At 65.4% G+C, this 20,406-nt stretch carries 21 protein-coding genes and 1 pseudogene; 14 read left to right on the top strand and 8 right to left on the bottom strand.

The annotated features are described in order from the left end of the window. Window positions 1-87 precede the first annotated feature (87 nt). The 4 genes from serA (at window position 88) to ACXMDY_RS09330 (ending at window position 3,552) form a co-directional block, all read left to right on the top strand. Entirely contained in the window at window positions 88-1,674 is a 1,587-nt protein-coding gene (gene serA, locus ACXMDY_RS09345) for a phosphoglycerate dehydrogenase (protein WP_259702084.1), read from the top strand. Then, entirely contained in the window at window positions 1,675-2,628 is a 954-nt protein-coding gene (gene prmA, locus ACXMDY_RS09340; RefSeq protein ID WP_259702085.1) for a 50S ribosomal protein L11 methyltransferase, read from the top strand. Window positions 2,629-2,770: 142 nt separating this feature from the next. Then, window positions 2,771-3,070: a ferredoxin gene (locus ACXMDY_RS09335; protein ID WP_094512700.1), complete on the top strand. Its 300-nt coding sequence runs from the start codon at window positions 2,771-2,773 to the stop codon at window positions 3,068-3,070. A gap of 110 nt (window positions 3,071-3,180) precedes the next feature. Beyond that, the gene (locus ACXMDY_RS09330; RefSeq protein WP_259702086.1) at window positions 3,181-3,552 is read left to right on the top strand and encodes a hypothetical protein; all 372 of its coding nucleotides are present in this window, start codon (window positions 3,181-3,183) and stop codon (window positions 3,550-3,552) included. Window positions 3,553-3,606: 54 nt separating this feature from the next. Here the strand turns inward: ACXMDY_RS09330 and psbV are convergent, their stop codons facing one another. Both psbV and rnz read right to left on the bottom strand, forming a co-directional pair. Next, the gene (psbV, locus tag ACXMDY_RS09325) at window positions 3,607-4,128 is read right to left on the bottom strand and encodes a photosystem II cytochrome c-550 (RefSeq protein WP_259702087.1); all 522 of its coding nucleotides are present in this window, start codon (window positions 4,126-4,128) and stop codon (window positions 3,607-3,609) included. Between the two features lie 116 nt (window positions 4,129-4,244). Beyond that, window positions 4,245-5,198: a ribonuclease Z gene (rnz, locus tag ACXMDY_RS09320; RefSeq protein ID WP_259702194.1), complete on the bottom strand. Its 954-nt coding sequence runs from the start codon at window positions 5,196-5,198 to the stop codon at window positions 4,245-4,247. A 20-nt stretch (window positions 5,199-5,218) separates the two neighbouring features. Between rnz and ACXMDY_RS09315 the strand changes: the two genes are divergently transcribed. Continuing rightward, a complete protein-coding gene (locus ACXMDY_RS09315; RefSeq protein WP_259702088.1) occupies window positions 5,219-6,778 on the top strand; it encodes a SpoIID/LytB domain-containing protein in 1,560 nt (519 codons plus the stop codon). Then, entirely contained in the window at window positions 6,739-7,560 is an 822-nt protein-coding gene (locus ACXMDY_RS09310) for a glucosamine-6-phosphate deaminase (RefSeq protein ID WP_259702089.1), read from the top strand. Before ACXMDY_RS09315 ends, ACXMDY_RS09310 begins: the two co-directional genes overlap by 40 nt. Here ACXMDY_RS09310 and ACXMDY_RS09305 read toward each other — a convergent pair. Both ACXMDY_RS09305 and truB read right to left on the bottom strand, forming a co-directional pair. Beyond that, window positions 7,557-8,312 (bottom strand): YebC/PmpR family DNA-binding transcriptional regulator, encoded by a 756-nt coding sequence (locus tag ACXMDY_RS09305; protein ID WP_259702090.1) that lies wholly within the window; start codon window positions 8,310-8,312, stop codon window positions 7,557-7,559. The genes ACXMDY_RS09310 and ACXMDY_RS09305 overlap by 4 nt on opposite strands. A gap of 24 nt (window positions 8,313-8,336) precedes the next feature. Next, window positions 8,337-9,197, bottom strand: coding sequence for a tRNA pseudouridine(55) synthase TruB (truB, locus tag ACXMDY_RS09300; protein ID WP_311133767.1), 861 nt, complete (start codon window positions 9,195-9,197; stop codon window positions 8,337-8,339). Between the two features lie 112 nt (window positions 9,198-9,309). Between truB and ACXMDY_RS09295 the strand changes: the two genes are divergently transcribed. Both ACXMDY_RS09295 and ACXMDY_RS09290 read left to right on the top strand, forming a co-directional pair. Beyond that, a complete protein-coding gene (locus ACXMDY_RS09295) occupies window positions 9,310-10,083 on the top strand; it encodes a queuosine precursor transporter (protein ID WP_259702091.1) in 774 nt (257 codons plus the stop codon). A gap of 31 nt (window positions 10,084-10,114) precedes the next feature. After that, window positions 10,115-10,918 (top strand): class I SAM-dependent methyltransferase, encoded by an 804-nt coding sequence (locus tag ACXMDY_RS09290; protein WP_399244040.1) that lies wholly within the window; start codon window positions 10,115-10,117, stop codon window positions 10,916-10,918. Here the strand turns inward: ACXMDY_RS09290 and rpmA are convergent. Together rpmA and rplU are read right to left on the bottom strand one after the other, a co-directional pair. Then, on the bottom strand, window positions 10,896-11,162 hold the full coding sequence (gene rpmA, locus ACXMDY_RS09285; protein WP_259702092.1) for a 50S ribosomal protein L27: 267 nt from the start codon (window positions 11,160-11,162) through the stop codon (window positions 10,896-10,898). The two genes, ACXMDY_RS09290 and rpmA, sit on opposite strands and share 23 nt — an antisense overlap. Before the next feature lie 65 nt (window positions 11,163-11,227). After that, the gene (gene rplU / locus ACXMDY_RS09280; RefSeq protein ID WP_259702093.1) at window positions 11,228-11,650 is read right to left on the bottom strand and encodes a 50S ribosomal protein L21; all 423 of its coding nucleotides are present in this window, start codon (window positions 11,648-11,650) and stop codon (window positions 11,228-11,230) included. A 180-nt stretch (window positions 11,651-11,830) separates the two neighbouring features. On the opposite strand from rplU, the gene ACXMDY_RS09275 reads away from it, so the two are divergent. Genes ACXMDY_RS09275 through kaiC form a run of 3 tightly spaced genes read left to right on the top strand, consistent with a single transcriptional unit; the run spans window position 11,831 to window position 14,616 of the window. Then, window positions 11,831-12,694 (top strand): circadian clock protein KaiA, encoded by an 864-nt coding sequence (locus ACXMDY_RS09275; protein WP_259702094.1) that lies wholly within the window; start codon window positions 11,831-11,833, stop codon window positions 12,692-12,694. Continuing rightward, window positions 12,694-13,050 (top strand): circadian clock protein KaiB, encoded by a 357-nt coding sequence (gene kaiB, locus ACXMDY_RS09270; protein WP_259702095.1) that lies wholly within the window; start codon window positions 12,694-12,696, stop codon window positions 13,048-13,050. The genes ACXMDY_RS09275 and kaiB overlap by 1 nt, the downstream gene beginning before the upstream one ends. 24 nt (window positions 13,051-13,074) lie before the next feature. Then, complete coding sequence (kaiC, locus tag ACXMDY_RS09265) at window positions 13,075-14,616, top strand: circadian clock protein KaiC (RefSeq protein WP_259702096.1); 1,542 nt, start codon at window positions 13,075-13,077, stop codon at window positions 14,614-14,616. Window positions 14,617-14,662: 46 nt separating this feature from the next. Here kaiC and ACXMDY_RS09260 read toward each other — a convergent pair whose 3' ends face one another. Then, a complete protein-coding gene (locus tag ACXMDY_RS09260) occupies window positions 14,663-16,678 on the bottom strand; it encodes a cell wall metabolism sensor histidine kinase WalK (protein ID WP_259702197.1) in 2,016 nt (671 codons plus the stop codon). A gap of 74 nt (window positions 16,679-16,752) precedes the next feature. Beyond that, complete coding sequence (purD, locus tag ACXMDY_RS09255; protein ID WP_259702097.1) at window positions 16,753-18,081, bottom strand: phosphoribosylamine--glycine ligase; 1,329 nt, start codon at window positions 18,079-18,081, stop codon at window positions 16,753-16,755. A gap of 59 nt (window positions 18,082-18,140) precedes the next feature. Between purD and ACXMDY_RS09250 the strand changes: the two genes are divergently transcribed. The 3 genes and pseudogenes from ACXMDY_RS09250 to ACXMDY_RS09240 form a co-directional block, all read left to right on the top strand. After that, the gene (locus tag ACXMDY_RS09250) at window positions 18,141-19,223 is read left to right on the top strand and encodes a hypothetical protein (RefSeq protein ID WP_259702098.1); all 1,083 of its coding nucleotides are present in this window, start codon (window positions 18,141-18,143) and stop codon (window positions 19,221-19,223) included. Further along, the gene (gene purC / locus ACXMDY_RS09245; RefSeq protein ID WP_259702099.1) at window positions 19,220-19,975 is read left to right on the top strand and encodes a phosphoribosylaminoimidazolesuccinocarboxamide synthase; all 756 of its coding nucleotides are present in this window, start codon (window positions 19,220-19,222) and stop codon (window positions 19,973-19,975) included. Before ACXMDY_RS09250 ends, purC begins: the two co-directional genes overlap by 4 nt. Before the next feature lie 43 nt (window positions 19,976-20,018). Further along, window positions 20,019-20,406: pseudogene (locus tag ACXMDY_RS09240) on the top strand (hypothetical protein); the annotation flags it as partial.

The raw sequence follows: 20,406 nt of genomic DNA, 5'->3' as shown, positions 1-20,406 counted from the left end.
GCGAGGGAGCGTGGCGAACTGCTCACTACACTTCACCGGCGGCCATCGCTTGAGCCCTTCCGGCTCCTGCCTATCTCATCCCCGGATATGACAAAGGTTCTGGTTTCCGATCCGATTGATCAGACGGGGATCGACATCCTCTCCCAGGTGGCTCAGGTGGATGTGCGCACCGGCCTTTCTGCTGAGCAGCTCATCGAGATCATCGGCGACTACGAGGCCCTGATGATTCGCTCAGGCACCCAGGTGACAGCAGCCTTGATCGAGGCGGCCCCACGGTTGAAGATCATCGGCCGGGCCGGGGTCGGGGTCGACAACGTCGATGTGTCCGCCGCCACCCAGCGTGGCGTTCTGGTGGTCAACTCGCCGGAGGGGAACACGATCGCCGCCGCGGAGCACGCTCTGGCGATGATGCTGGCCCTCTCCCGCCACGTGCCCCAGGCGCACCAGAGCACGATGGCCGGTGGCTGGGATCGCAAGAAATACGTCGGCAACGAGCTTTACCACAAGAAACTCGGGGTTGTTGGCCTCGGCAAGATCGGCTCCCACGTGGCCCGGGTCGCCAAGGCGATGGGCATGGACGTGCTCGCCTACGACCCTTTCATCTCGACGGAACGCGCCCAGCAGCTGCAGGTGCGGCTGCTGGCGATCAAGCCCCTGTTCGCCGAGGCTGATTTCATCAGCCTCCACCTGCCCCGCACCGCCGAAACCGAAAATCTGGTGAACGCGGAGCTGCTCCAGTCGATGAAGCCGACGGCGCGCCTGGTGAACTGTGCCCGGGGCGGCATCGTCGATGAGCAGGCCCTGGCCGATGCACTCAACGCCGGCACGATCGCCGGCGCCGCCCTCGATGTGTATGCCCAGGAGCCCCTGGAGGCGAACTCCCCCCTGCGCGGGGTCAAGGAGCGTCTGATCCTCACGCCACACCTCGGCGCTTCCACGGCCGAAGCCCAGGAGAACGTTTCGATCGATGTGGCCGAGCAGATCCGTGATGTGTTGCTGGGTCTGCCGGCCCGCAGCGCCGTGAACATCCCCGGACTCACTCCCGAGGTGATGGAGAGGCTCCGGCCCCACCTCCAGCTGGCCGAAACCCTCGGATTGCTGCTCAGTCAGATGGCTGGTGGCTCGTTGCAGGAGCTGGAAGTGAGGCTCCAGGGCGAGTTCGCCAACCATCCCTCCCAGCCGCTTGTCGTGGCCGCCCTCAAGGGTCTGCTCTCTGCCGCTCTCGGGGAGCGGATCAACTATGTGAACGCTTCCCTGGAGGCGAAGAGCCGCGGCATCCACGTCCTGCAGGTGAAAGACGATGCCAGCCGTGATTTCGCCGGTGGATCGCTGCAGCTCACCTCGCGGGGATCCCATGGCAGCCACAGCGTCACCGGTGCGGTGTTCGCTGAGGGTGAGCTGCGCATCACCACGATCGATGAATTCCCCGTCAACGTGGCGCCCAGCCGCCACATGCTCTTCACCCGCCACCGCGACATGCCCGGGATCATCGGCCAGCTGGGCTCCCTGCTTGGCGAACACAACGTCAACATCGCCTCGATGCAGGTCGGTCGCCGGATTGTGCGGGGGGACGCGGTGATGGTGCTCAGCCTCGACGACCCGATTCCCCCCAGCCTGCTGGCCCACATCCACACGATCAACGGCATCCAGGAAGCTCACCCCGTCACCCTCTGAATGGCAGGCCCGCCGCCGCAGGGGAGTGTGCCGGCCACCAGCCCGCTCTGGTGGCGGCTTGAGCTGGCCGTGCCACCCGAACTGGAGGAATCGCTGCTCTGGAAGCTGGGAGCCCTCGGTGTTCCGAGGCTGGCCCTGCAGCATGCCCCCCTCACGCCGCGGTGCCCCCGCCTGGTGGCCTGGTTGCCGGCCGCCGACTGGCCCCTGCAGGAGCGCCAGCGGCTGGCGGCGGCGCTGTCAGGGCTGGGGGAGCCCTTCGGCCTTGTGCTGCCTCCGCTGGAGTGGCACGAGCAACACGACGAAGACTGGAGTTCGAGCTGGAAACGGCATTGGCAGCCCGATCCGGTCGGGCGGCGGTTGCTGATCCTGCCGGCCTGGCTTGAGCCTCCCGCTGAGCTGCGCGACCGGCTGGTGATCCGCCTCGATCCCGGCAGCGCCTTCGGCACCGGCAGCCATCCCACGACGCGCCTCTGCCTCGAAGCGATCGAGACGCTGGATCTCAGCCGGCAGCGGGTCGCCGACCTGGGCTGCGGCAGCGGCATCCTGGCGCTTGCCGCCCTCCGGCTTGGAGCCACCTCTGCCGCCGCCGTGGACACCGACAGCCTGGCTGTTCGCGCCACCGGGGAGAACGCCAGCCTGAATGGGATCGGTGTGGATGCCGCAGGGCCGCTGCAGGTGGCTCTGGGGTCGGTGGAGGAGCTGGCGACCCTGCTCGCCGGGGAACCCGCCGACGTTCTGCTCTGCAACATCCTAGCGCCGGTGATCGAGGCACTGGCACCCCGGTTCCGATCCGTGCTCTCGTCCCGGGGGGTGGGCCTGCTCAGCGGGCTGCTGGTGGATCAGCAGCCCGGCCTTGACAAGGCCTTGGCCGCCGCCGGCTGGCGATCGAGGCTGCTCGCTGAGCAGGGTGGCTGGGGCCTGCTCGAGATCCGTCAGCGGACGGCTGTCGCATAAATCACGCTTATCTGTGCCCAGCCTTTGATTGGGCTTCTGATGATCCGCCGCCGGGAGCACCGGCATGGCCCTGGTCCGATGTAGGAAGGAGCGGTCCTACAGGCCCGGATTGTCCAGGCGCCTGTGAGCTCCAATCCCTTCCATGGCTTCCTACAAGGTCACCCTCATCAACGAGAGCGAGGGCCTCAACAAGACCATCGAGGTTCCTGACGATCAGTACATCCTTGATGCGGCTGAAGAGCAGGGAATCGATCTTCCCTATTCCTGCCGTGCCGGTGCCTGCTCCACCTGCGCCGGTAAACTCACTTCTGGAACTGTTGATCAGTCCGATCAGAGCTTCCTCGACGACGACCAGATCGAAGCCGGTTTCGTGCTCACCTGCGTGGCTTACCCCACCTCCGACGTGACCATCACCACCCACGCCGAAGAAGAGCTTTACTGAGCTTCCGGACCCTTTGAACCCCTGAACCAGGACGGAAGCCCACGGCTCTGCTCCTGGTTTTATTTTTGTTTTCCAGATCCCTTTCCGCCACCCGATCGGGTGGCTTTTTCATGGCCCTGCAGGTCGATGCCCTTCTGGAGCCCGGCAGCGAGCATCCCAGCCTGGGTGGGCAGTACAGCTATCGCATCCTGGGGCCCTGTTGCCGGTTGTTCGACCGCGAAGAGTTGCCCTGGCCCTGCTGCAGGTTGGCCTGGCGCACCAAGGAGCCGAGCTGGCGACGGATCGGTCGGCGTTTGGTCGCCGACCTCGCTTCTCGCCGCTGCCCGTCCTACGCCGTGGAAATTCTTCAGCCGGGATCAAGGCCAACCCGAACGGTGGTCACGCTGTTCCCCCAGCGGTTGAACCCCCCTTTGCAGGAATGGTGGTACAGCAAGCAACCCGCTTCGCTGAATCCCTGCAACATCAGGCCACCGCTGGCTTGATTCAGAAGGAGATCTTTGTTCAGAAGTACACGTTTCTTCAGAAGTAAATCTTCTTCAGAAGTAGACTTTGCCGCCGCCCCACTGGATTCCACTGACTTTCGGTGCCACCAGGATGTAGCCGGCGATCAGGCGGAGATCATTCTCGCTGAGGTCGCGCATCTTCACGAACACATCGCTGCTGCGCAGGCTTGGATGGATGTCGGAGATGCTGAATTCCCCGTCATAGGACGTCGGATCCTTCATGTAATCCACCAGGGCATCCACGGAATCCCTGGGTGGGGTTGCCAGGGCGAGGGTTTCGAGGTCGAGTCCAACGTTGTAGTTGGTCTTGGTGACCCCACCGGCGTGACAGGTGCCGCAGCTTTCGTTGAAGATCTTGCGCCCCGACTTGATCTCCGCCTCACTGAAGCTGACGGTCGTTCCATCGGGTGAGCCGGCCACCGTGAGGGTCTCGGTGTCCCATTGCGCCGCCTGAACAGCCAGGGTCGGCAGAGCCAGGCAGGTGAGCAGCGCCAGGGATAGAACCAGCAGGGTTCGGCTGAGGGTCCGAAGGCAGGAGAAGAGGAGGGAGACCATGGAGGGATCCGGCGAACTGGCGGTGGGCACCGCGCCTCAGACCTTGTATCACGGGCGGATGGCCGTCCGGGCGGGAATCAAGAACTGTTGCAGGCTCGCCTTCCCTCCGGCCTGGCTCAGGGGTCCGAAGGGCTGACATCCAGGCTGAGGAAATCCCTGGCCACCAGGGTGTTGGCAAAGATCGAGCGGGCCTCGGCGAGCAGATCGTCGGGGGTGAAGGCATTGCCTTGCACGTAGCGCGGGCTGAGGTGGGTGAGCACGAGCTGCTTCACCCCGGCCAGGGCCGCCGTCTGGGCGGCCATGGTGCTGGTGGAATGCTGACGCTGGATGGCCATGGCCGCTTCCCCATGGGCGAAGGTGGATTCATGGATGAGCAGGTCGGCCCCTCGGGCCAGCTCGACCGCCGCTTCGCAGAACACCGTGTCGGTGCAGTACACGACGCTGCAACCGGGGCGGACGGGTCCGCAAAGGGCTTCGCCGCGGATGATCCGGCCGTCGGCGAGGGTCACGCTGCGACCGGCCTTGAGCTCGGCATAGATCGGGCCGGGCTGGATGCCCAGTTCGCGGGCCTTGTCCACATCGAAATGGCCGGGTCGGGGTTTCTGCTCCACCCGGTAGGCGTAGGCGGGGATGCGATGGGTCAGCGGAGCGCAACGCACCAGCAGGTCGTCGTCGTCGAGCAGGACCAGGCCTTTGAGAGCCGCCTCACCAACGGGATGGGTGCGCAGCGGATAGCCGATCCGGGTGGAGGAGGTGCGCAGAGCCCCCTCCAGGTACTCCGGCAGAGGGTCGGGGCCGTAGAGGTCGATGCCACTGCTGCAGCTGCCGGCCATGCCGAGGCTCGCCAGCAATCCCGGCAGCCCGAACACGTGGTCACCATGCATGTGGGTCACGAAGATGCGGCGAAGCTGCGAGACCCGCAACGCACTGCGCAGGAATTGGTGCTGGGTGCCTTCGCCACAGTCGAACAGCCAGATCTCAGCGCGCTGGGGCAGCCTCAGGGCCACGGCCGATACGTTCCGGGCCCTGGTGGGAACCCCCGAACTGGTGCCAAGAAAGGTGACCTGCACACCGCCCGCTTCTTTTCGGCATGCTGCCACGCCCCCCCTGCCCGGTGCTGCTGCTCTCCGGTGGGGGGGGGGTGGCGGTCGTCAGCGGCACTGGGCACAATTGTTTCGCTTTCGGCGTGCTCCGACGCCCTTCCGTGGCTGATCCCTTGCCCTTCTCCGCACCGCTGGCACTGCCCTCCCGTCGCACCCTGAAGCGGCTGATCGGGGTTTTGGGCGGAACCCTGGCCTTCCCCCTGCTGCTCTCCGCATCCCCTGCCCGGCTGGCCGATGCGCAGGCGGCGAAGGCTGGAACCAGTCCGGAGCTGCGGGTGCTGCTGCTGGAATCAGCCGGCTTCCGCATTGCCGGAGATGGCGGGGCGCGGCTGGTGGATGGCACCGGCAAGGAGCTGCTCCGCCTGCCGCCAGGCGGCATGGTGGCCATCAGGTCCTCCGCTGGAAGGGTTGTCGTCGACAGCGCAAGCGAAGGACAGGCACCGCTGCTGGCCCAGCCCCTTGCCGTGGGCGAGCTGTGGCTGGTGCCCATCGCCCACGGATCCGCTGCAGCGACCTTCCAGCTCCAGCAGCGGAGATATCACGGTCGCCTCCTGGTTCGCCCCGCCAACGACCTGCTGCGCGCCATCAATGTGATCGGGGTCGAAACGTACCTCCCCAGCGTCGTCGGCAGCGAGATGCCCGCCAGCTGGCCTCTGGAAGCCCTGCGGGCCCAGGCGGTGGCGGCACGCACCTATGCCCTTCGCCAGCGCAATCCCGAGGCTCCCTTCGATCTCAAAGCCACCGTCAGCAGCCAGGTGTACAAGGGGTTGGAGGCAGAAACCGCTTCCACCCGCCAGGCGACCACCACAACCCGCGGCCTGGTGTTGATGTACGGCAACAGTCTGATCAACGCCGTCTTTCACAGCAGCGGCGGCGGCGTCACCGAGAACAGCGGCGACCTCTGGACCCGGCAGCTCCCCTATCTGGTCAGTGTCCGCGACTTCGATGAGACCGGTCCGGTGAGCCAATGGAAGAAAGACCTGGCACCCGAGTTCCTCGCCGAGGCGTTCGCCGAGATCGGCGGGGTGAATCGGATTGATGTGATCGCCAGCACCGCCAGTGGTCGGGTGCGCCAGGCCAGGGTGATCGGGCCCTCCGGTGCCCTGGTGCTCAGTGGAGCCCAGCTGCGCAGTCGGCTGGGCCTGAGAAGCACCATGGTCCGCTTTGAGGCGGCCCCCTTCCGCTTCGAAAGCCGTGGGGAGCCAGGCCTCTCCCTGGCAGGGGATGCCCAGCCAGGCGGACCGGTTCGCTTCAGCACTCCCCTCGGTGGCCTGCTCGGCCCACCGCCGCCCCCTGGCTTCCAGCTGCCTCAGCAGCCGATCGGGTTGGTGGCGATCGGCCGTGGCTTTGGCCATGGCGTCGGGATGAGCCAGTGGGGCGCCTTCGCGCTGGCCCAGCGTGGCGAGCGGTTCGATCAAATCCTCCGGCACTACTACCGCGGTGCCGAACTGCGTCCGTTTCAGGAAGCGGTCCCGGGCCCCCTTGCCGCCGAGCCAGGCTCAGCGCCATGGATGTCAGGAACCTTCACGGCTCGGTATCGCCCCTGAGCGCCCGCGAGCCGCTGGCTGAGGCCCTGCCCGGCTGGGCTGGCCGCATCGTTGTCGCCGAGGCGGCCGCCGAGCTCGGCGAACTGGTGGCGGCGGAGGTGGCCAAGGCCTTGCGAGCCGATCCGGATCTGGTCCTGGGTCTCGCCACCGGCCGCACGATGGAGCCGGTCCACGCCGGCCTGGTGCGTCGGCTGCAGGCACTGCCATCGGGGGAGCTGAACACGATCCGCGACCACTGGCGCAGTTTCAACCTCGACGAATACGTGGATCTGGCTCCGGGGGACCCCCGCTCCTTCGGCGCCACGATGCGCCGCCAGCTGGGTGATCCGCTCTCCATTCCCCCGGAGCGGCTGCAACTGCCCAGGGGGCTGAGCGCCGATCCCGCCGCGGAAGCCCTCCGTTACCGCGAGGCGATCGCCGCCGCCGGAGGCATCGGGCTGCAATTGCTTGGCCTGGGCCACAACGGCCATGTGGGCTTCAACGAACCCCCCTGTCTGGCCTCGGCGATGGGCCGCTGTGTGGAGCTCAGCCCCAGCACACGCCTGCAGAACGGCGGCTTGTTCGGCGGGGATCCCGCCGCCGTGCCCGCGCGGGCCATCACCCTGGGTCTGGCGGAGATCCTCCAGGCCAGGCGGATCCTGCTGGTGGTGAGTGGTTCCAGCAAGGCGCCGATCCTGCGCCGGCTGCTGCGGGAATCAGCGAACCCTGCGCTTCCGGCCAGCTGGCTGCAGACCCATCCGCACCTGCAGCTGTGGGTGGACCGGGCGGCGCTCGATGGCTAGCTGAGCGGCTCCTCCAGCAGGGTCTCGTCGGCTTCGAGGTTGGAGGTGACGCTGCGCACATCGTCGAGATCGTCCAGGGCGTCGAGCAGGCCCAGGCAGGTTCTGAGCTGATCGGCGGCTTCGAGCTGGCACTCCCTGCTGGCGATCCAGCGGTGCTCCCAGCCCGCCACGGCCCAGCCCTGGCGCCGCAGTCCGTCCTGCAGGGCTTCGAGCCCGCTGAAGGCACAGATCACATCCGCGCCACTCTCGTCAAGCTCATATCCCAGGGCCTCCAGCTCGAGCAGGTCCTCCAGGAGGGTTTCCTCGGCCAGTGGCGTCTGCTCGATGCGTACCACCCCCCGTTGTTCGAACAGGTAGCCGACACAGCCGGTCTCGCCGAGGTTGCCGCCGTTTTTTCCAAACGCCAGGCGCAGATCGGCCGCAGTGCGGTTGCGGTTGTCCGTGAAGGCCTCCACCAGCACGGCCACCCCGCCGGGCCCATAGCCTTCGTAGCGAACGGCCTCGAAGCGATCGGCTTCGCCGGTCGCCAGGCCTGAGCCCTTGGCGATCGCCCGATCGATGTTGCCGTTCGGCATCCCGGCGGCCTTGGCTTTCTCGATCGCGGTTCGCAACTGGAAGTTGCCGGCCGGATCGGCGCCGCTGCGGGCCGCCACCGTGATTTCACGCCCCAGACGGGTGAAGACGACGCCACGTTTGGCATCAACGACCGCCTTCTGGCGCTTGATCTGGGACCACTTGCTGTGGCCGGCCATCGCAATCGGCTCCGGGGGAAGAACTCAACCGGCAGGATCGAACACCAGGCGGGGCTGAAGCCTTCCGTCCGGGGCCGATCGGGCCATACCAGCCAGATTGCCATCCGGGTTGACCACCACCACGGCCTGATCGAAGCCCAGATCCAGGTCGGTGTTCAGGCTGCGGCCACAGCGCCAGGCCGTCCAGTCGCTGGCTTCGAGCTGGTGCCGGGGCAGCCCGGCCAGGGCCAGCAGCGGATCCTGGAGGGGCGGCAACTCTCCGGCCTCCAGCAGCGCCAGGCTGACGCTGCCAGCCAGGTCGAAGCCAAGCGCTTCGGTGCGACGCAACTGAGCAAGGGCGCCACCGCAGCCGAGCTGATCGCCGAGATCCCGGGCCAGCGACCGGATGTAGGTGCCGGCACTGCAGTGCACCACCAGCTCGAGCTGCTGGCTTCCCTGATCCCAGTTGAGCAGATCCAGGCGGTGAATCGTCACGGCACGGCTTTCGAGCTCGACGACCTCTCCGCGGCGGACCCGGACATGGGCCCGTTCTCCGGCGACGTGGACGGCGGACACCTGGGGAGGGCGCTGCTGGATCGGTCCGCGGAAGTGTTCAAGGCAGCTGTCCAGCTGCTCGAAATCCAGGTTCGGGACCGCCCCTTTCTCCAGCACCGTGCCGCTGAGGTCGTCGGTGCTGGTGCGCAGGCCCAGTTGCACCAGGCCGTGATAGGTCTTGGCGCCGGGCAGGTAGGGCAGCAGACGGGTGGCGGGGCCGAGGGCGATCGGCAGCACCCCGGTCACGGCCGGATCGAGGGTGCCGCCATGGCCGACGCGCTTGAGGCCATAGCGCCGGCGCACCTTGGCCACACAGGCCTGGGAGGTGAGTCCCGCCGGCTTGTCGAGCACCAGAAATCCGCAGAGTTGGTCCAGGGCCGCAGCGGTGAGGAGGGACGAGAGAACTGTTGCATCCGGGCCCCGCCCCAGCAGGCTGGTGCCAGATCACCCGCCCCGTTGTGCCTTGACCCTGCAGAACCGCCGCGATCTGGCCTTCATGGTCCTGGCCGGACTCTTTCTCGGCACGATGGGCATGCTCAACATCCTGGGACTGACCCGTTTTCTCAGCCTCGGCTCCATCGGTGGTTGGCCGATCGTCGTGGCGGTCGGGGCGTTGCCCTACCCGGTCACATTTCTGTGCACCGACCTGGTCAGCGAGATCTGGGGCGAGCAGAAGGCCAACCAGCTGGTCTGGGTGGGCCTGCTGCTCAATGGTTGGATCGTGCTGATCCTCTGGCTGGGGGGAGTGTTGCCGGGCCTCGATGGTTATGGCGGCGATGGGGGGATGCCCCTGGCCGACACAGGGGGACGCTTGCCGGTGTTCTTCGAGGTGCGGCGGCTGGCTTTCGGGGCGGTGGGCGCCTCGATGGCGGCATACCTTGCCGCTCAGTTCACCGATGTCCGCCTGTTTCATTTCTGGAAACGGTTCAGCGGCGGCAAGGCGCTCTGGTTGCGCAACAACGGCTCCACCATGGTCAGCCAGCTGGTGGACACCTCGGCGGTGGTGCTGATCAGCCATTACGCCGCCCACGTCTTGCCGGTGCGGCTGGAGGAGCCGGTTCTGCCCCAGCTCGGCTCATTCATCGCCAGCGGCTATCTGTTCAAGTTCGTGGCCGCCCTGCTGGACACCATTCCCTTCTATCTGCTGGTCGCCTGGCTGCGTCGCTGGTTGGAAGTGCCCGGCGACGGCGTGGAGCTTGGGGTGCCTGAGCGGGAGGGGCAGAGCAGCTCGCCTTAACTTGAGGGATGTTGCCAGTGGCTGCCCCGTTGTGTCCGAGCTGATCCAGGCCGAATCCGCCAGCTCCGCCGTGGGTGCCACCACCATCGGAGTGGAGCGCTTTCTGCTCGATGGCTTTGCCCTCAGGGAGCAACTGGCTGCTTTTCTTGAGCTGGCTCCGGAGTTGTTGGAGCAGCGGCTGGCCGCCAGTTGCAGCGATCTGGCGGCTCTTCATCCTGGTGCGGTGGATTTCGATCCGCAGCGGGTCAGTGCGTTCTATGAGGAAACGGTCGGTACGGGACACCTCCTCGAGTTAGCGGCCTGGCACCTCGGCAGTGCGGACTACATCGCCGAAACCCTGCGTCTGCAGGCCCGTTTCGCCCGCGGGCAGGTGCTCGATTTCGGTGGTGGAATCGGTAGCCACGCCTTGGCGGCAGCCGCCCTGCCGGCGGTGGAGTGCGTCTGGTTCGTGGATCTCAATCCCCACAACCGCGCTTTTGTGACTCGGCGGGCCGAAGAGCTGGGGCTGAGCCGGCGGTTACGGGTTTGCCGGGACCTGGACGATCCGGCCTTGCCAGACCGGTTCCAGACGATCATCTGCCTTGACGTGCTGGAGCATCTGCCGGACCCGGCGGCTCAGTTGCTCGGATTCGCAGCACGGATGGAGACCGACGCCACAGCCCTGCTCAACTGGTATTTCTTCAAGGGGTTTCAGGGGGAGTATCCCTTCCATTTCGATGAACCGGCCCTGGTGGAGCGCTTTTTTCAGACACTCCAGGACCGGTATCTCGAGGTGTTCCACCCCTTTCTGATCACTGCCAGGGCCTATCGGCTCAGACAGGAACCGCCACATTGATGCGCTTGCGGTTGCGCAGGCTTCGCTTGATGCTCTCGAAGTTCACCACGCCATCCACCAGGGCGAACAGGGTGTCATCGGATCCACGACCGACATTCAGGCCGGGGAGCACCGAGGTACCCCGCTGGCGGATCAGGATCGAGCCGGCACTGACGGTTTCGCCGCCGTAACGCTTCACGCCCAGGCGCTTGGAATTGGAATCCCGGCCGTTGCGGGTGGAGCCGGTGCCTTTCTTGTGGGCCATGGAATCAAACCTGAGAAGGGAGAGAGGAGAGCGGAAACAGACGTAAGGAGCAGGAGCCCTTGGGTTCAGCTGAGGGGCTGGCCGCCCACGGTGATCGACTCGACCATCACCCGGGTGAGTTCCTGGCGGTGGCCGTTTTTGCGGCGGGTTTTCTTCTTGGGGCGCATCTTGTACACGAGGATCTTGGGTCCGCGTCGATGGGCGATCACCTTGAGGGTGACGGTGGCTTCCGGCACGTGGGGAAGCCCCAGGCGGGTGCCACTGGAATCACGCACCAGGAGAATCTGATCCAGGGTGACGATGGCGTCGACCTCGGCATGGATCCGGTCAAGGTCGTAGTAACGGTTGGGCTGCAGCCAGAACTGCTGACCGGAAGCCTCGGCGATCGCGTAGGGACCCGGTGCGGCCGGGGATATGCCGTTGGCCAGAGTTCCGTTAGCCGGAAGCTCGTTGGCCGGGACGCCGTCGCCGGCAGGGGTGTTGGTCATGGAAACAGGTGGCGTGGTCAGGCAAATCCCAGAGCGATCGAGGGTGAAGCCACCCCTGCTGTGCTTTGGAATTGTTCAGGCCAGACTCACATCCAGCGAAATCAAGGAAGATCCATCCTTGCTCGTCACTCACCCGGTCGTCAACACCTAAGGTCAGCAGCTCAGAGCCGAACGTGGCAGATGGTCCAGCCGGCCCTCACCATCGCATCCCTGCTCAGGGATCCCCTGCTCAGGGAAGCCTGCGGCCAGTGGCTGAGGGAAGGCCGCTACGAGCTGATGGATCTCGGAGAAGAAGCCGACCCGGGAGCGGTTCTTGAGGAGAGATGGGATGGCTTTGACGCCATTCTGCTCGAGCAGGGCCTGCTGAGCGGCGAAACCCTGCGGCGCCTCTGGAGCCTGGGGCTGGTGCTGCCGACCGTCATCCTCGGCCCGGTGACCGGACAGCTTGACTTTCATGCCGCCGAAGTTCACCTTGCCAAGGACCAGCTCCCCCAGCTCAGCTACAGCCTGGACGCTGCCATTTCGCGCTTCCTGCGCCGGGGACAGGTTGCCGAGCCGGAAACGGCCAGCGAGGCTGGAATACCCCAGAAGTGGAAGTTCTCCGACCGCCTCAAGGAAAGGCTCGGATACCTTGGTGTGTTCTATAAACGAGATCCCAACCGCTTCTTTCGGAACCTCTCGGCTCCTGAGCGTGGCACTCTGCTGCAATCCTTGGAGCGAACCTACCGAGACCTGTTGATCAGCTACTTCAGGGATCCGGCGGCAGCCAACCAAGCCCTGGAAAGTTTCGTGAACACAGTTTTCTTCAGTGATATCCCGGTTACCAAGACAGTTGAGATTCACATGGATTTGATCGATGAGTTCTGGAATCTCCTGAAATTCAAGGGACGGAAGAATGATTTCCTCAGGGATTATCGGCTTGCTTTGATGGATGTGCTGGCCCATCTGTGTGAAATGTATCGGCGGTCCTTGCCTCCGGAACCCTTTTTTGAGAAGATTGAAGCGGTTTCTGGTTTTACGGCGGCTCGCCAGGAGATGTGTTGATGCCACCACCAAAGGCCTACATTCTGAAACTGTATGTTGCGGGAAACACTCCGAACTCGATGCGAGCGCTCAAGACATTGCGCACCATCCTCGAATCGGAGTTCAAAGGCGTCTATGCGCTCAAGGTGATTGATGTCCTCAAGAATCCGCAGCTGGCCGAAGAGGACAAAATCCTGGCCACTCCCACCCTGGCCAAAATTCTGCCACCGCCCGTCCGGCGGATCATCGGTGACCTCTCCGACCGTGAGCGCGTGCTGATCGGCCTGGATCTTCTCTATGACGAGCTCTCGGAGACCGATCTGATCGATGGCTCCATGGACTCTCCTGAAGAAACGGCCAAGCCGCCCCTTCTTTGATGGATTTCATCTTTCGAGATTGTCATGCAGAACATCATGCCGAATCCTGACTTTCCAGCTCAGGTTCATAAACTCCCTACCGGTGTTGAGGGTCTTGACGATATTCTTCAGGGTGGGTTGCCGACGGGGCGCTCAACCCTGATCAGCGGCACCTCTGGCACCGGAAAAACAATTTTTTCGCTTCATTTTCTTTACAATGGAATTCAAAAATATGATGAGCCCGGTATCTTCGTCACCTTTGAAGAGTCGCCGCGAGATGTGATCCGAAATGCGTCCAGCTTTGGTTGGGATCTTCAATCGTTGATCGACCAGGGTAAACTGTTCATTCTGGATGCATCTCCGGATCCTGATGGTCAGGATGTGGCCGGCAATTTTGATCTTTCTGGATTAATTGAGCGAATTAATTATGCGATTCGCAAATACAAGGCCCGCCGGGTGGCGATTGATTCGATCACGGCAGTTTTTCAACAGTACGACGCACTTTCGGTGGTGCGCCGAGAAATCTTCCGGATGATCGCCAGGCTCAAGGAGATCGGCGTCACCACCGTGATGACAACCGAGCGGATTGAGGAGTATGGAGCGATTGCCCGCTACGGGGTTGAGGAGTTCGTTTCTGACAATGTGATCATTCTGCGCAATGTGCTCGAGGGTGAGCGCCGCAGACGCACAGTGGAAATTCTCAAGCTGAGGGGAACGACCCACATGAAAGGGGAGTTCCCGTTCACGATGGGGGCGAATGGGGTGAGCATCATTCCCCTGGGGGCCATGCGTCTCACCCAGCGTTCATCCAATGTGCGGGTCAGCTCCGGGGTGGCCCGGCTCGACGAGATGTGTGGGGGGGGCTTCTTCAAGGATTCGATCATCCTGGCCACCGGCGCCACCGGAACAGGCAAAACGCTTCTGGTCAGTAAGTTTGTTGAGAATGCCTGCCAGAACAACGAGCGGGCGATCGTCTTCGCCTTCGAGGAATCCCGCGCCCAGCTCCTGCGCAATGCCACCAGCTGGGGCATGGATTTTGAGCAGATGGAGCAGGATGGATTGTTGCGGATCATCTGCGCTTATCCGGAATCCACGGGCCTTGAGGATCATCTCCAGATCATCAAAACCCAGATCAGTGATTTCAAGCCATCGAGAATGGCGATTGACTCTCTCTCCGCCCTCTCCAGGGGGGTGAGCCACAACAGCTTTCGCCAGTTCGTGATCGGCGTTACCGGCTATGCCAAGCAGGAGGAGATTGCTGGTTTCTTCACCAATACATCGGAAGAGTTCATGGGGAGCCACTCAATCACGGATTCCCATATCTCCACAATCACCGACACCATTCTGCTGTTGCAGTATGTGGAGATTCGCGGCGAGATGGCCCGGGCGATCAACGTGTTCAAGATGCGGGGTTCGGCCCACGACAAGGGGATCCGTGAATTCGTGATCACCAGTGACGGGCCGGAGATCCGGAATTCCTTCTCCAATTTCGAGCGGATCATCAGCGGCGTTCCCCATCGCATCACCAACGACGAGCGCAACGAACTCTCGAGGATCGTGCGGGGGGTCGCCGGCGAGGAGCTCTGACTCAATCAGTCGTTTGGACTCACTGCAGGCGCTCCCTGGCAACCCTTCAGTGGCTGGCTGCTGAGAGAGCGTGCTGACGGCGCTCCCCGTCGACCCACAGTTCATCGTGGTCGGCATGCTCAAGGGCGAGGTCGAACCAGAAGGTGGTGCCGACACCCTGTTCGCTGACCATCCGGATCCGGCTGCCGTGCTTGTCAAGGATCCCCTGCACGATCGAGAGGCCCAGCCCGGTTCCCACTTCGGTGTGAACGGCATTTTCGACCCGGTAGAACCGCTCGAAGATCCGTTGCTGGTCTTCCCTTGAAATTCCAGATCCGGTATCGGCGATCTCCAGCCGAAGGCGGGGCATCGGCGATGACAGGTCGCAGGATGGCCGGGCTGTGCAGGGGGCGGTGCTCGGATCGAGCGGACAGGCATCGGGCCACGGGTAGGCCCTGAGCTTGAGGTGGCCGCCGGCGGCGGTGAACTTGAGGCCATTGCCGACCAGGTTGTCGAGAACCTGCAGGATCAGATCCCAGTTGCCCATCACCCTTGGCAGGTCGGAGTCCACTTCCAGGTCAAGGCACACTCCTTTCTCAATGGCATTGAGCCTGTAGTTGCGAAGGGTCTGCTCGATCGCCGGCCGTAACTCGATCGGCTCCAGATTCCAGATCCGATCCGATTCCAGCCGGGAGAGATCCAGAACGTCATTGACGAGTCGGGTGAGGCGATCGGTTTCGGCATTGGCGATCGCCAGGAACTCCTGGGTTTCCTCCTCGCTGAGCTGATCGCGCAGGTCGTGGAGGGTTTCCACGTAGCTCTTGATGTTGAACAGAGGTGTGCGCAGCTCGTGGGAGACGTTGCTGATGAACCGGCTCTGGGCCGCATTGAGCTCGACCTCGCGGGTCAGGTCCTGGACGGTCATGGCAATGCCCTTGAGGCTTTCACCGCTGACATCCTTGACGCTCTGCAGGACGATCCGCAGCGTGCGGGCCGGCTCCCCGAAGCTGCAGCGAACATCGGCGGTGTCCCTCTCGCCACCCAGCAGGCTGTGCAGCGGTTCCTGCAACTCCATGGCCAGGATCTCGGGCAGCTCATCGCAGAGCTCGTTCCCCTCCAGGTTGCGGCCCTCCCAGCGAAACAGTCGGCGTGCGGCGGGGTTGACCAGCACGATGTTCCCTTCCCCATCGAGCAGGGCGGCACCATCCGCCATGGTGGCGATCAGGGTCTGCTGCTTCACCTGGGCAGCGGTGAGTTCTTCGATGTTGGCGGCGTCGTACACCTCCAGGCGGGAAGCCATGTCGTTGAAGCCCTGCAGCAGCTCGCCCAGTTCGCCCCCCACCGGCAGGGAAATGCGGGCCTCGAAGTCGCCCCCGGCGATGGAGCGCACCCCCTCGAGCAGCTCCTTGATCGGCCGGGTGATCGTCAGCGCGTTGAACACCGCCCCGAGAATCACCAGCACCCAGATCGAGATGAACACCGCCACCGTGACTTCGCGGGTGAGGGCGGCACTGGCCAGCACCGCCTCATTGGGATTAATGCCGAGTGCCAGCACCCCGAGGTAGCGACCGTCGCTCACCATCGGCACGAACACATCGGTCACCTGGCCATCGGGGCTGAGGTGCTGACGGATCAGGGGGTTCTGGGGCCGCCGCTGCAGATCGGCGGGCAGCTCCAGGCGGCGGCTGAGCAGCAGCTCGCTGCCACCGTTGGTGGCGCTGATCGGGATCCCCAGATAGATCACCCCATCAGGATCCGCGAAAAAGATGTAGCGAAGGCTGCGGCTGGAGCGCCAGAAGCGCTCGGCCACCGCTGCCAGTTCCCTGTCCCTGCTTTCGGCCACCAGCGGCGTGACGTTGGCGGAAAGCAGCAGACCGAGGTCCCGGGCGAAGCGGGTGTCACTCATGCGGGCATCCCGCTGGATGCTGTGGAAGGCAAAGAATGTGATGCCCGTCATCATCAGGCTCACCACCAGGGTGGCCACGGCGAGCAGCTTGGTCTGGAGGCTGAATTCACCCCACCAGAGCAGGAACGTCCGCCACCAGGAAAGGGCTCCGGTCGTCGGGTTCGCCTCAGGGATCACGGCGGTGCCGGCGGCGGATTGGGGAGCGGCTGGAGTGGCGGCGGTCACGATCGGAACCGTCGTTCGGATGCACCCTAAAGGCTCCTGACCTGATGGCCGATATCCCGGCGGAAGTTGATTCCCTCGAAATGAACCAGCTCCAGGCCGGCGTAGGCGGCGGCGAAGGCGGCGTTGAAATCCTCCGCCTGGGCCACCACGGCCAGCACCCTGCCCCCGGCGGTGCGGCAGACGCCGGAGGAATCCAGCCGGCTGCCGGCATGGAAGAGCTGCCGATCGGCCTCCGAGGAAAGCTCGGTCTCGATCCGATCGCCGAGCCGTGGCTGCTCGGGGTAGCCCGCCGCGGCGGCCACCACGCAGGCGCTGCACCGTGCCGCCACCGAGAGGGCGGGAGCCTGGTGGAGCTGGCCGGTGGCGCAGGCCAGCAGCACAGCCGCCAGCTCCTCGCCGAGCAGGGGCATCAGGGTCTGGCATTCGGGATCCCCGAAGCGGCAGTTGAACTCGATCACCTTGGGACCATCGGCGGTGAGCATCAACCCGGCGTAGATCACGCCGCGGTAGTTGATTCCACGCTTCTGCAGTGTCCGCAGCGTGGGCTCAAGCACAAGTTGGCGCACCTGCTCCAGGCCGGCGGCGTCGAGCAGCGGTGCCGGGGCGTAGGCCCCCATCCCGCCGGTGTTCGGTCCGGTGTCCCCCTCCCCGATGCGCTTGTGGTCCTGGGCGGGCGGCAGCAGCACCATCGTCGCCCCGTCGGTGAGGGCAAAGACGGATACCTCCGGTCCTGAAAGCCGCTCCTCCAGCACCAGGGGCGCGCTGGCGTCGTTGTCGTTGCCCTGGCTTGAGCATCGGTCGGCGAAGATCGCCTCGATCGCGCTGCGGCAGGCTTCGACCGTATCGGCGACGGTGACCCCCTTGCCGGCGGCGAGCCCATCCAGCTTGACCACCAGCGGTTCGGAACGACCCGCCAGAATGGCCAGGGCTTCCTCCAGGCTTGCAGGGGCCCAGTGGGCCGCCGTCGGCACTCCCGCCTCCTGCATCAACGCCTTGGCCCACTGCTTGCTGGCTTCCAGCCTGGCCCCGTCGGCCCCGGGGCCGAACACCGCCAGGCCTGCCTCCCGCAGCCGGTCGGCCAGGCCGTCGGCCAGGGGTCCCTCCGGACCCACCACGACCAGATCCACCGCCTGCTCGTGGCAGAACCGGATCAGCCCGGCCTGATCGCTGCTGGCGATCGCCAGGGGCTCGCAGCCCGGTTGGCTGGCCGTTCCCCCATTCCCGGGCGCCACCCACACCCGCTCGACGGCGGGAGCGCGACGCAGGGCCCAGGCCAGGGCATTCTCGCGGCCGCCGGAGCCGATCACCAACAGCCGGGATGGAGCGAAGGACGGGCTAGAGGCCTGGGATGTCATCGGATCGATCGGGTAGTGCGGAGGCGGTTCCCTAGGTTGTGCCCCTTGGATCGTCCGCCGTGCCGTTCCTTCTCTACAACTCAGCGGACCCCTGGCGCCGGGTGATCGCCTGGATCGGGGCGTCGGCCCTGGCACCGGCGGGTCTGCTCGGCGCTGGTCTGGCCTCGCTGGCCCAGCCGCTGCCCCTGCCCGTCGAGCCGGCAGTGATCGAGTCGGGTCAGGTGGAGCCGGGTCTGGTGCAGCCGGGTCTGGTGGAGCCAGGCATGGAGGAGACAGTCTTCGCCGCGAGCCTGGCGTCCGCTGATCTGGTGCTGCTGGAAGGGGCCTGTCAGGATTCAGCCCGTTTTGATCGGACCGAACGGTTGCGACTGCTGCGGGAGCGGCTGGTGGCCCTGTGGCCGGCTCCCCAGCCCTTCGGCGTCGTGATCGCCAATGCCAATGCCCTGATCAGCTGCCTGGCACCGGAAGCGGCTCTCGAGGTGCTCGATCGTTTCGGCCCCGGCCCAGGAGTTCAGCGCCAGCAGTGGCTGATTCAGCAGTGGCGAGCGGCGAATGCCGGGCTGAACCACCGCCGCGCCGCTTCGGCCCTGCGGCGGCTGGCGGCAGGAAATCCGGCCAGCCTTGAGGCCATGCCTCTGCCGATGCGGCTCCGGGAGGACGGCAGCCTCGATACCCGCCCGGCCCTCGACGTGCTGGCGGACCACCTGACGACCCTGGGCCGGAACGAGGAAGCCGCGGCCCTGCTGCTGGCGGGACGGCTGCCTGGACGTGTCGCCGCCGAACGGCTGCAACGGGCCGCCCAGTTGCTGGATTCCGTGCCGCAGGCGGAGCGCGATCGGTTGCTGGAGCTGGCCCTGGATCAGGCCGCCGCCGCTGCCGCCTGGGGGATGGCGGCTGAACTGCTTGATCTGCAGAGGGCCATGCAGCAGCGGGCCGGCGGAGATGGAGCGGCGGCGGCGGCGCGGCGGTTGCGGCTGAGTCAGCGGATCGACGATGCCTACGCCGAATGGCGGCTGCGCCAGCAGGACAGCGGCCAGACGGCCCGCGCCGATGACCTGGAGCGGCAGTTGCGTTCGCCCCGGGCGGCCGGGGGGCACGCCGCCAGCCCCGCCGATGGCCCGACTCTCCTCCCCTCACCATGACGACGTATCAGCTCGGTCCCCTGCTCTACGAGGGCAAAGCCAAACGGGTGTTCCAGACAGACCGGGACGACGTGCTGGCGGTGGAGTTCAAGGACGACGCCACGGCGTTCAATGCCCTCAAGAAAGCCCAGCTGCCCGGCAAGGGGCCACTCAACTGCCGGATCTCGGCCCTGCTGCTCGAACGGCTGGCGCTGGCGGGCATCCCCACCCATTACCTGGGCATCGACGGCGATCGCTGGATGCTGGTCCGTCCGGTCCGGGTGATCCCGCTCGAAGTGGTGATCCGCAACGTGGCGGCCGGCTCGCTCTGCCGGCAACTGCCGATCGCCCCAGGCACCGTTCTGGAGCCGCCGCTGCTGGATCTTTATTACAAGCATGATGCCTTCGGCGATCCACTGCTCACCGAAGCCAGGCTGGAGCGACTGGCGCTCGTGACCCCGGAACAGCGCTGTGAACTGGAGCGGCTGGCGCGCTGGGTGAACGCCGAGCTGCGGGAGTTGTTCACCCAGGTGGAGCTGGAATTGGTGGATTTCAAGCTGGAATTCGGTTTCACCACTGATGGTGATCTGGTGCTCGCCGATGAGATCAGTCCCGACACCTGCAGGCTCTGGGATGGCCGCATCGAGGACCCAACCGACCGCATTCTGGACAAGGATCGGTTCCGCCAGGATCTCGGCGGGGTGATCGAAGCCTATGGGGAGGTCTTCAAACGGGTCCAAGGTGTTTGCCCTGAACCCCACCTCTACCGGTAAGGTCACGCCAATTTGCGGCTTAGCCGCGTTGCCTCGGAGAACCATGGGTGGCACCCGCAACGCCCTGATGCGCCATTCCCTCCCTGACCGGCTCGCTCGCCGCGGCAGTCGCGGCCTGATGGTGAGCCTGCCGCTGCTCGGGATGCTCGCCCTGCTCGCTCCTGAGCGGGTGCTGGCCCAGTCCCAGCCTGCTCCAGCCGCCACCGAAGCCGCCCCCCAGGCTTCACCCCCCGCTGCGGCGCCCGCCACCCCGCCGGCCGGCGTCGAGCCGGTCCTGCCAGCCCCCGCCGCCTCCCCCCCCGCGCCCGGCCGCCCGGGCGCCGCGAGGCCCGGGCGCCGGCGGGGCCGCGCCGGCGCCGCGCGCCGCCGGGCGGCGGGGGGCGGGGTGCGGCCGGGGGGGGCGTGGCCCGGGGGGCGGACCGCGCGGTGTC

This window comes from Cyanobium sp. ULC082 (assembly GCF_977927535.1).
This window is presented reverse-complemented; position numbering and strand designations above follow the sequence as displayed.

Bases quoted from the DNA above. Each gene is read 5' to 3' on its own strand.
- psbV (WP_259702087.1), bottom strand. From the start codon at position 4,128: ATGGTCTCCCTCCTCTTCTCCTGCCTTCGGACCCTCAGCCGAACCCTG.
- ACXMDY_RS09310 (WP_259702089.1), top strand. From the start codon at position 6,739: ATGGATGTCAGGAACCTTCACGGCTCGGTATCGCCCCTGAGCGCCCGC.
- serA (WP_259702084.1), top strand. From the start codon at position 88: ATGACAAAGGTTCTGGTTTCCGATCCGATTGATCAGACGGGGATCGAC.
- ACXMDY_RS09275 (WP_259702094.1), top strand. From the start codon at position 11,831: ATGGTCCAGCCGGCCCTCACCATCGCATCCCTGCTCAGGGATCCCCTG.
- prmA (WP_259702085.1), top strand. From the start codon at position 1,675: ATGGCAGGCCCGCCGCCGCAGGGGAGTGTGCCGGCCACCAGCCCGCTC.
- ACXMDY_RS09330 (WP_259702086.1), top strand. From the start codon at position 3,181: ATGGCCCTGCAGGTCGATGCCCTTCTGGAGCCCGGCAGCGAGCATCCC.
- rplU (WP_259702093.1), bottom strand. From the start codon at position 11,650: ATGACCAACACCCCTGCCGGCGACGGCGTCCCGGCCAACGAGCTTCCG.
- purC (WP_259702099.1), top strand. From the start codon at position 19,220: ATGACGACGTATCAGCTCGGTCCCCTGCTCTACGAGGGCAAAGCCAAA.
- kaiC (WP_259702096.1), top strand. From the start codon at position 13,075: ATGCAGAACATCATGCCGAATCCTGACTTTCCAGCTCAGGTTCATAAA.
- ACXMDY_RS09305 (WP_259702090.1), bottom strand. From the start codon at position 8,312: ATGGCCGGCCACAGCAAGTGGTCCCAGATCAAGCGCCAGAAGGCGGTC.
- rpmA (WP_259702092.1), bottom strand. From the start codon at position 11,162: ATGGCCCACAAGAAAGGCACCGGCTCCACCCGCAACGGCCGGGATTCC.
- ACXMDY_RS09315 (WP_259702088.1), top strand. From the start codon at position 5,219: ATGCTGCCACGCCCCCCCTGCCCGGTGCTGCTGCTCTCCGGTGGGGGG.
- kaiB (WP_259702095.1), top strand. From the start codon at position 12,694: ATGCCACCACCAAAGGCCTACATTCTGAAACTGTATGTTGCGGGAAAC.
- ACXMDY_RS09335 (WP_094512700.1), top strand. From the start codon at position 2,771: ATGGCTTCCTACAAGGTCACCCTCATCAACGAGAGCGAGGGCCTCAAC.
- purD (WP_259702097.1), bottom strand. From the start codon at position 18,081: ATGACATCCCAGGCCTCTAGCCCGTCCTTCGCTCCATCCCGGCTGTTG.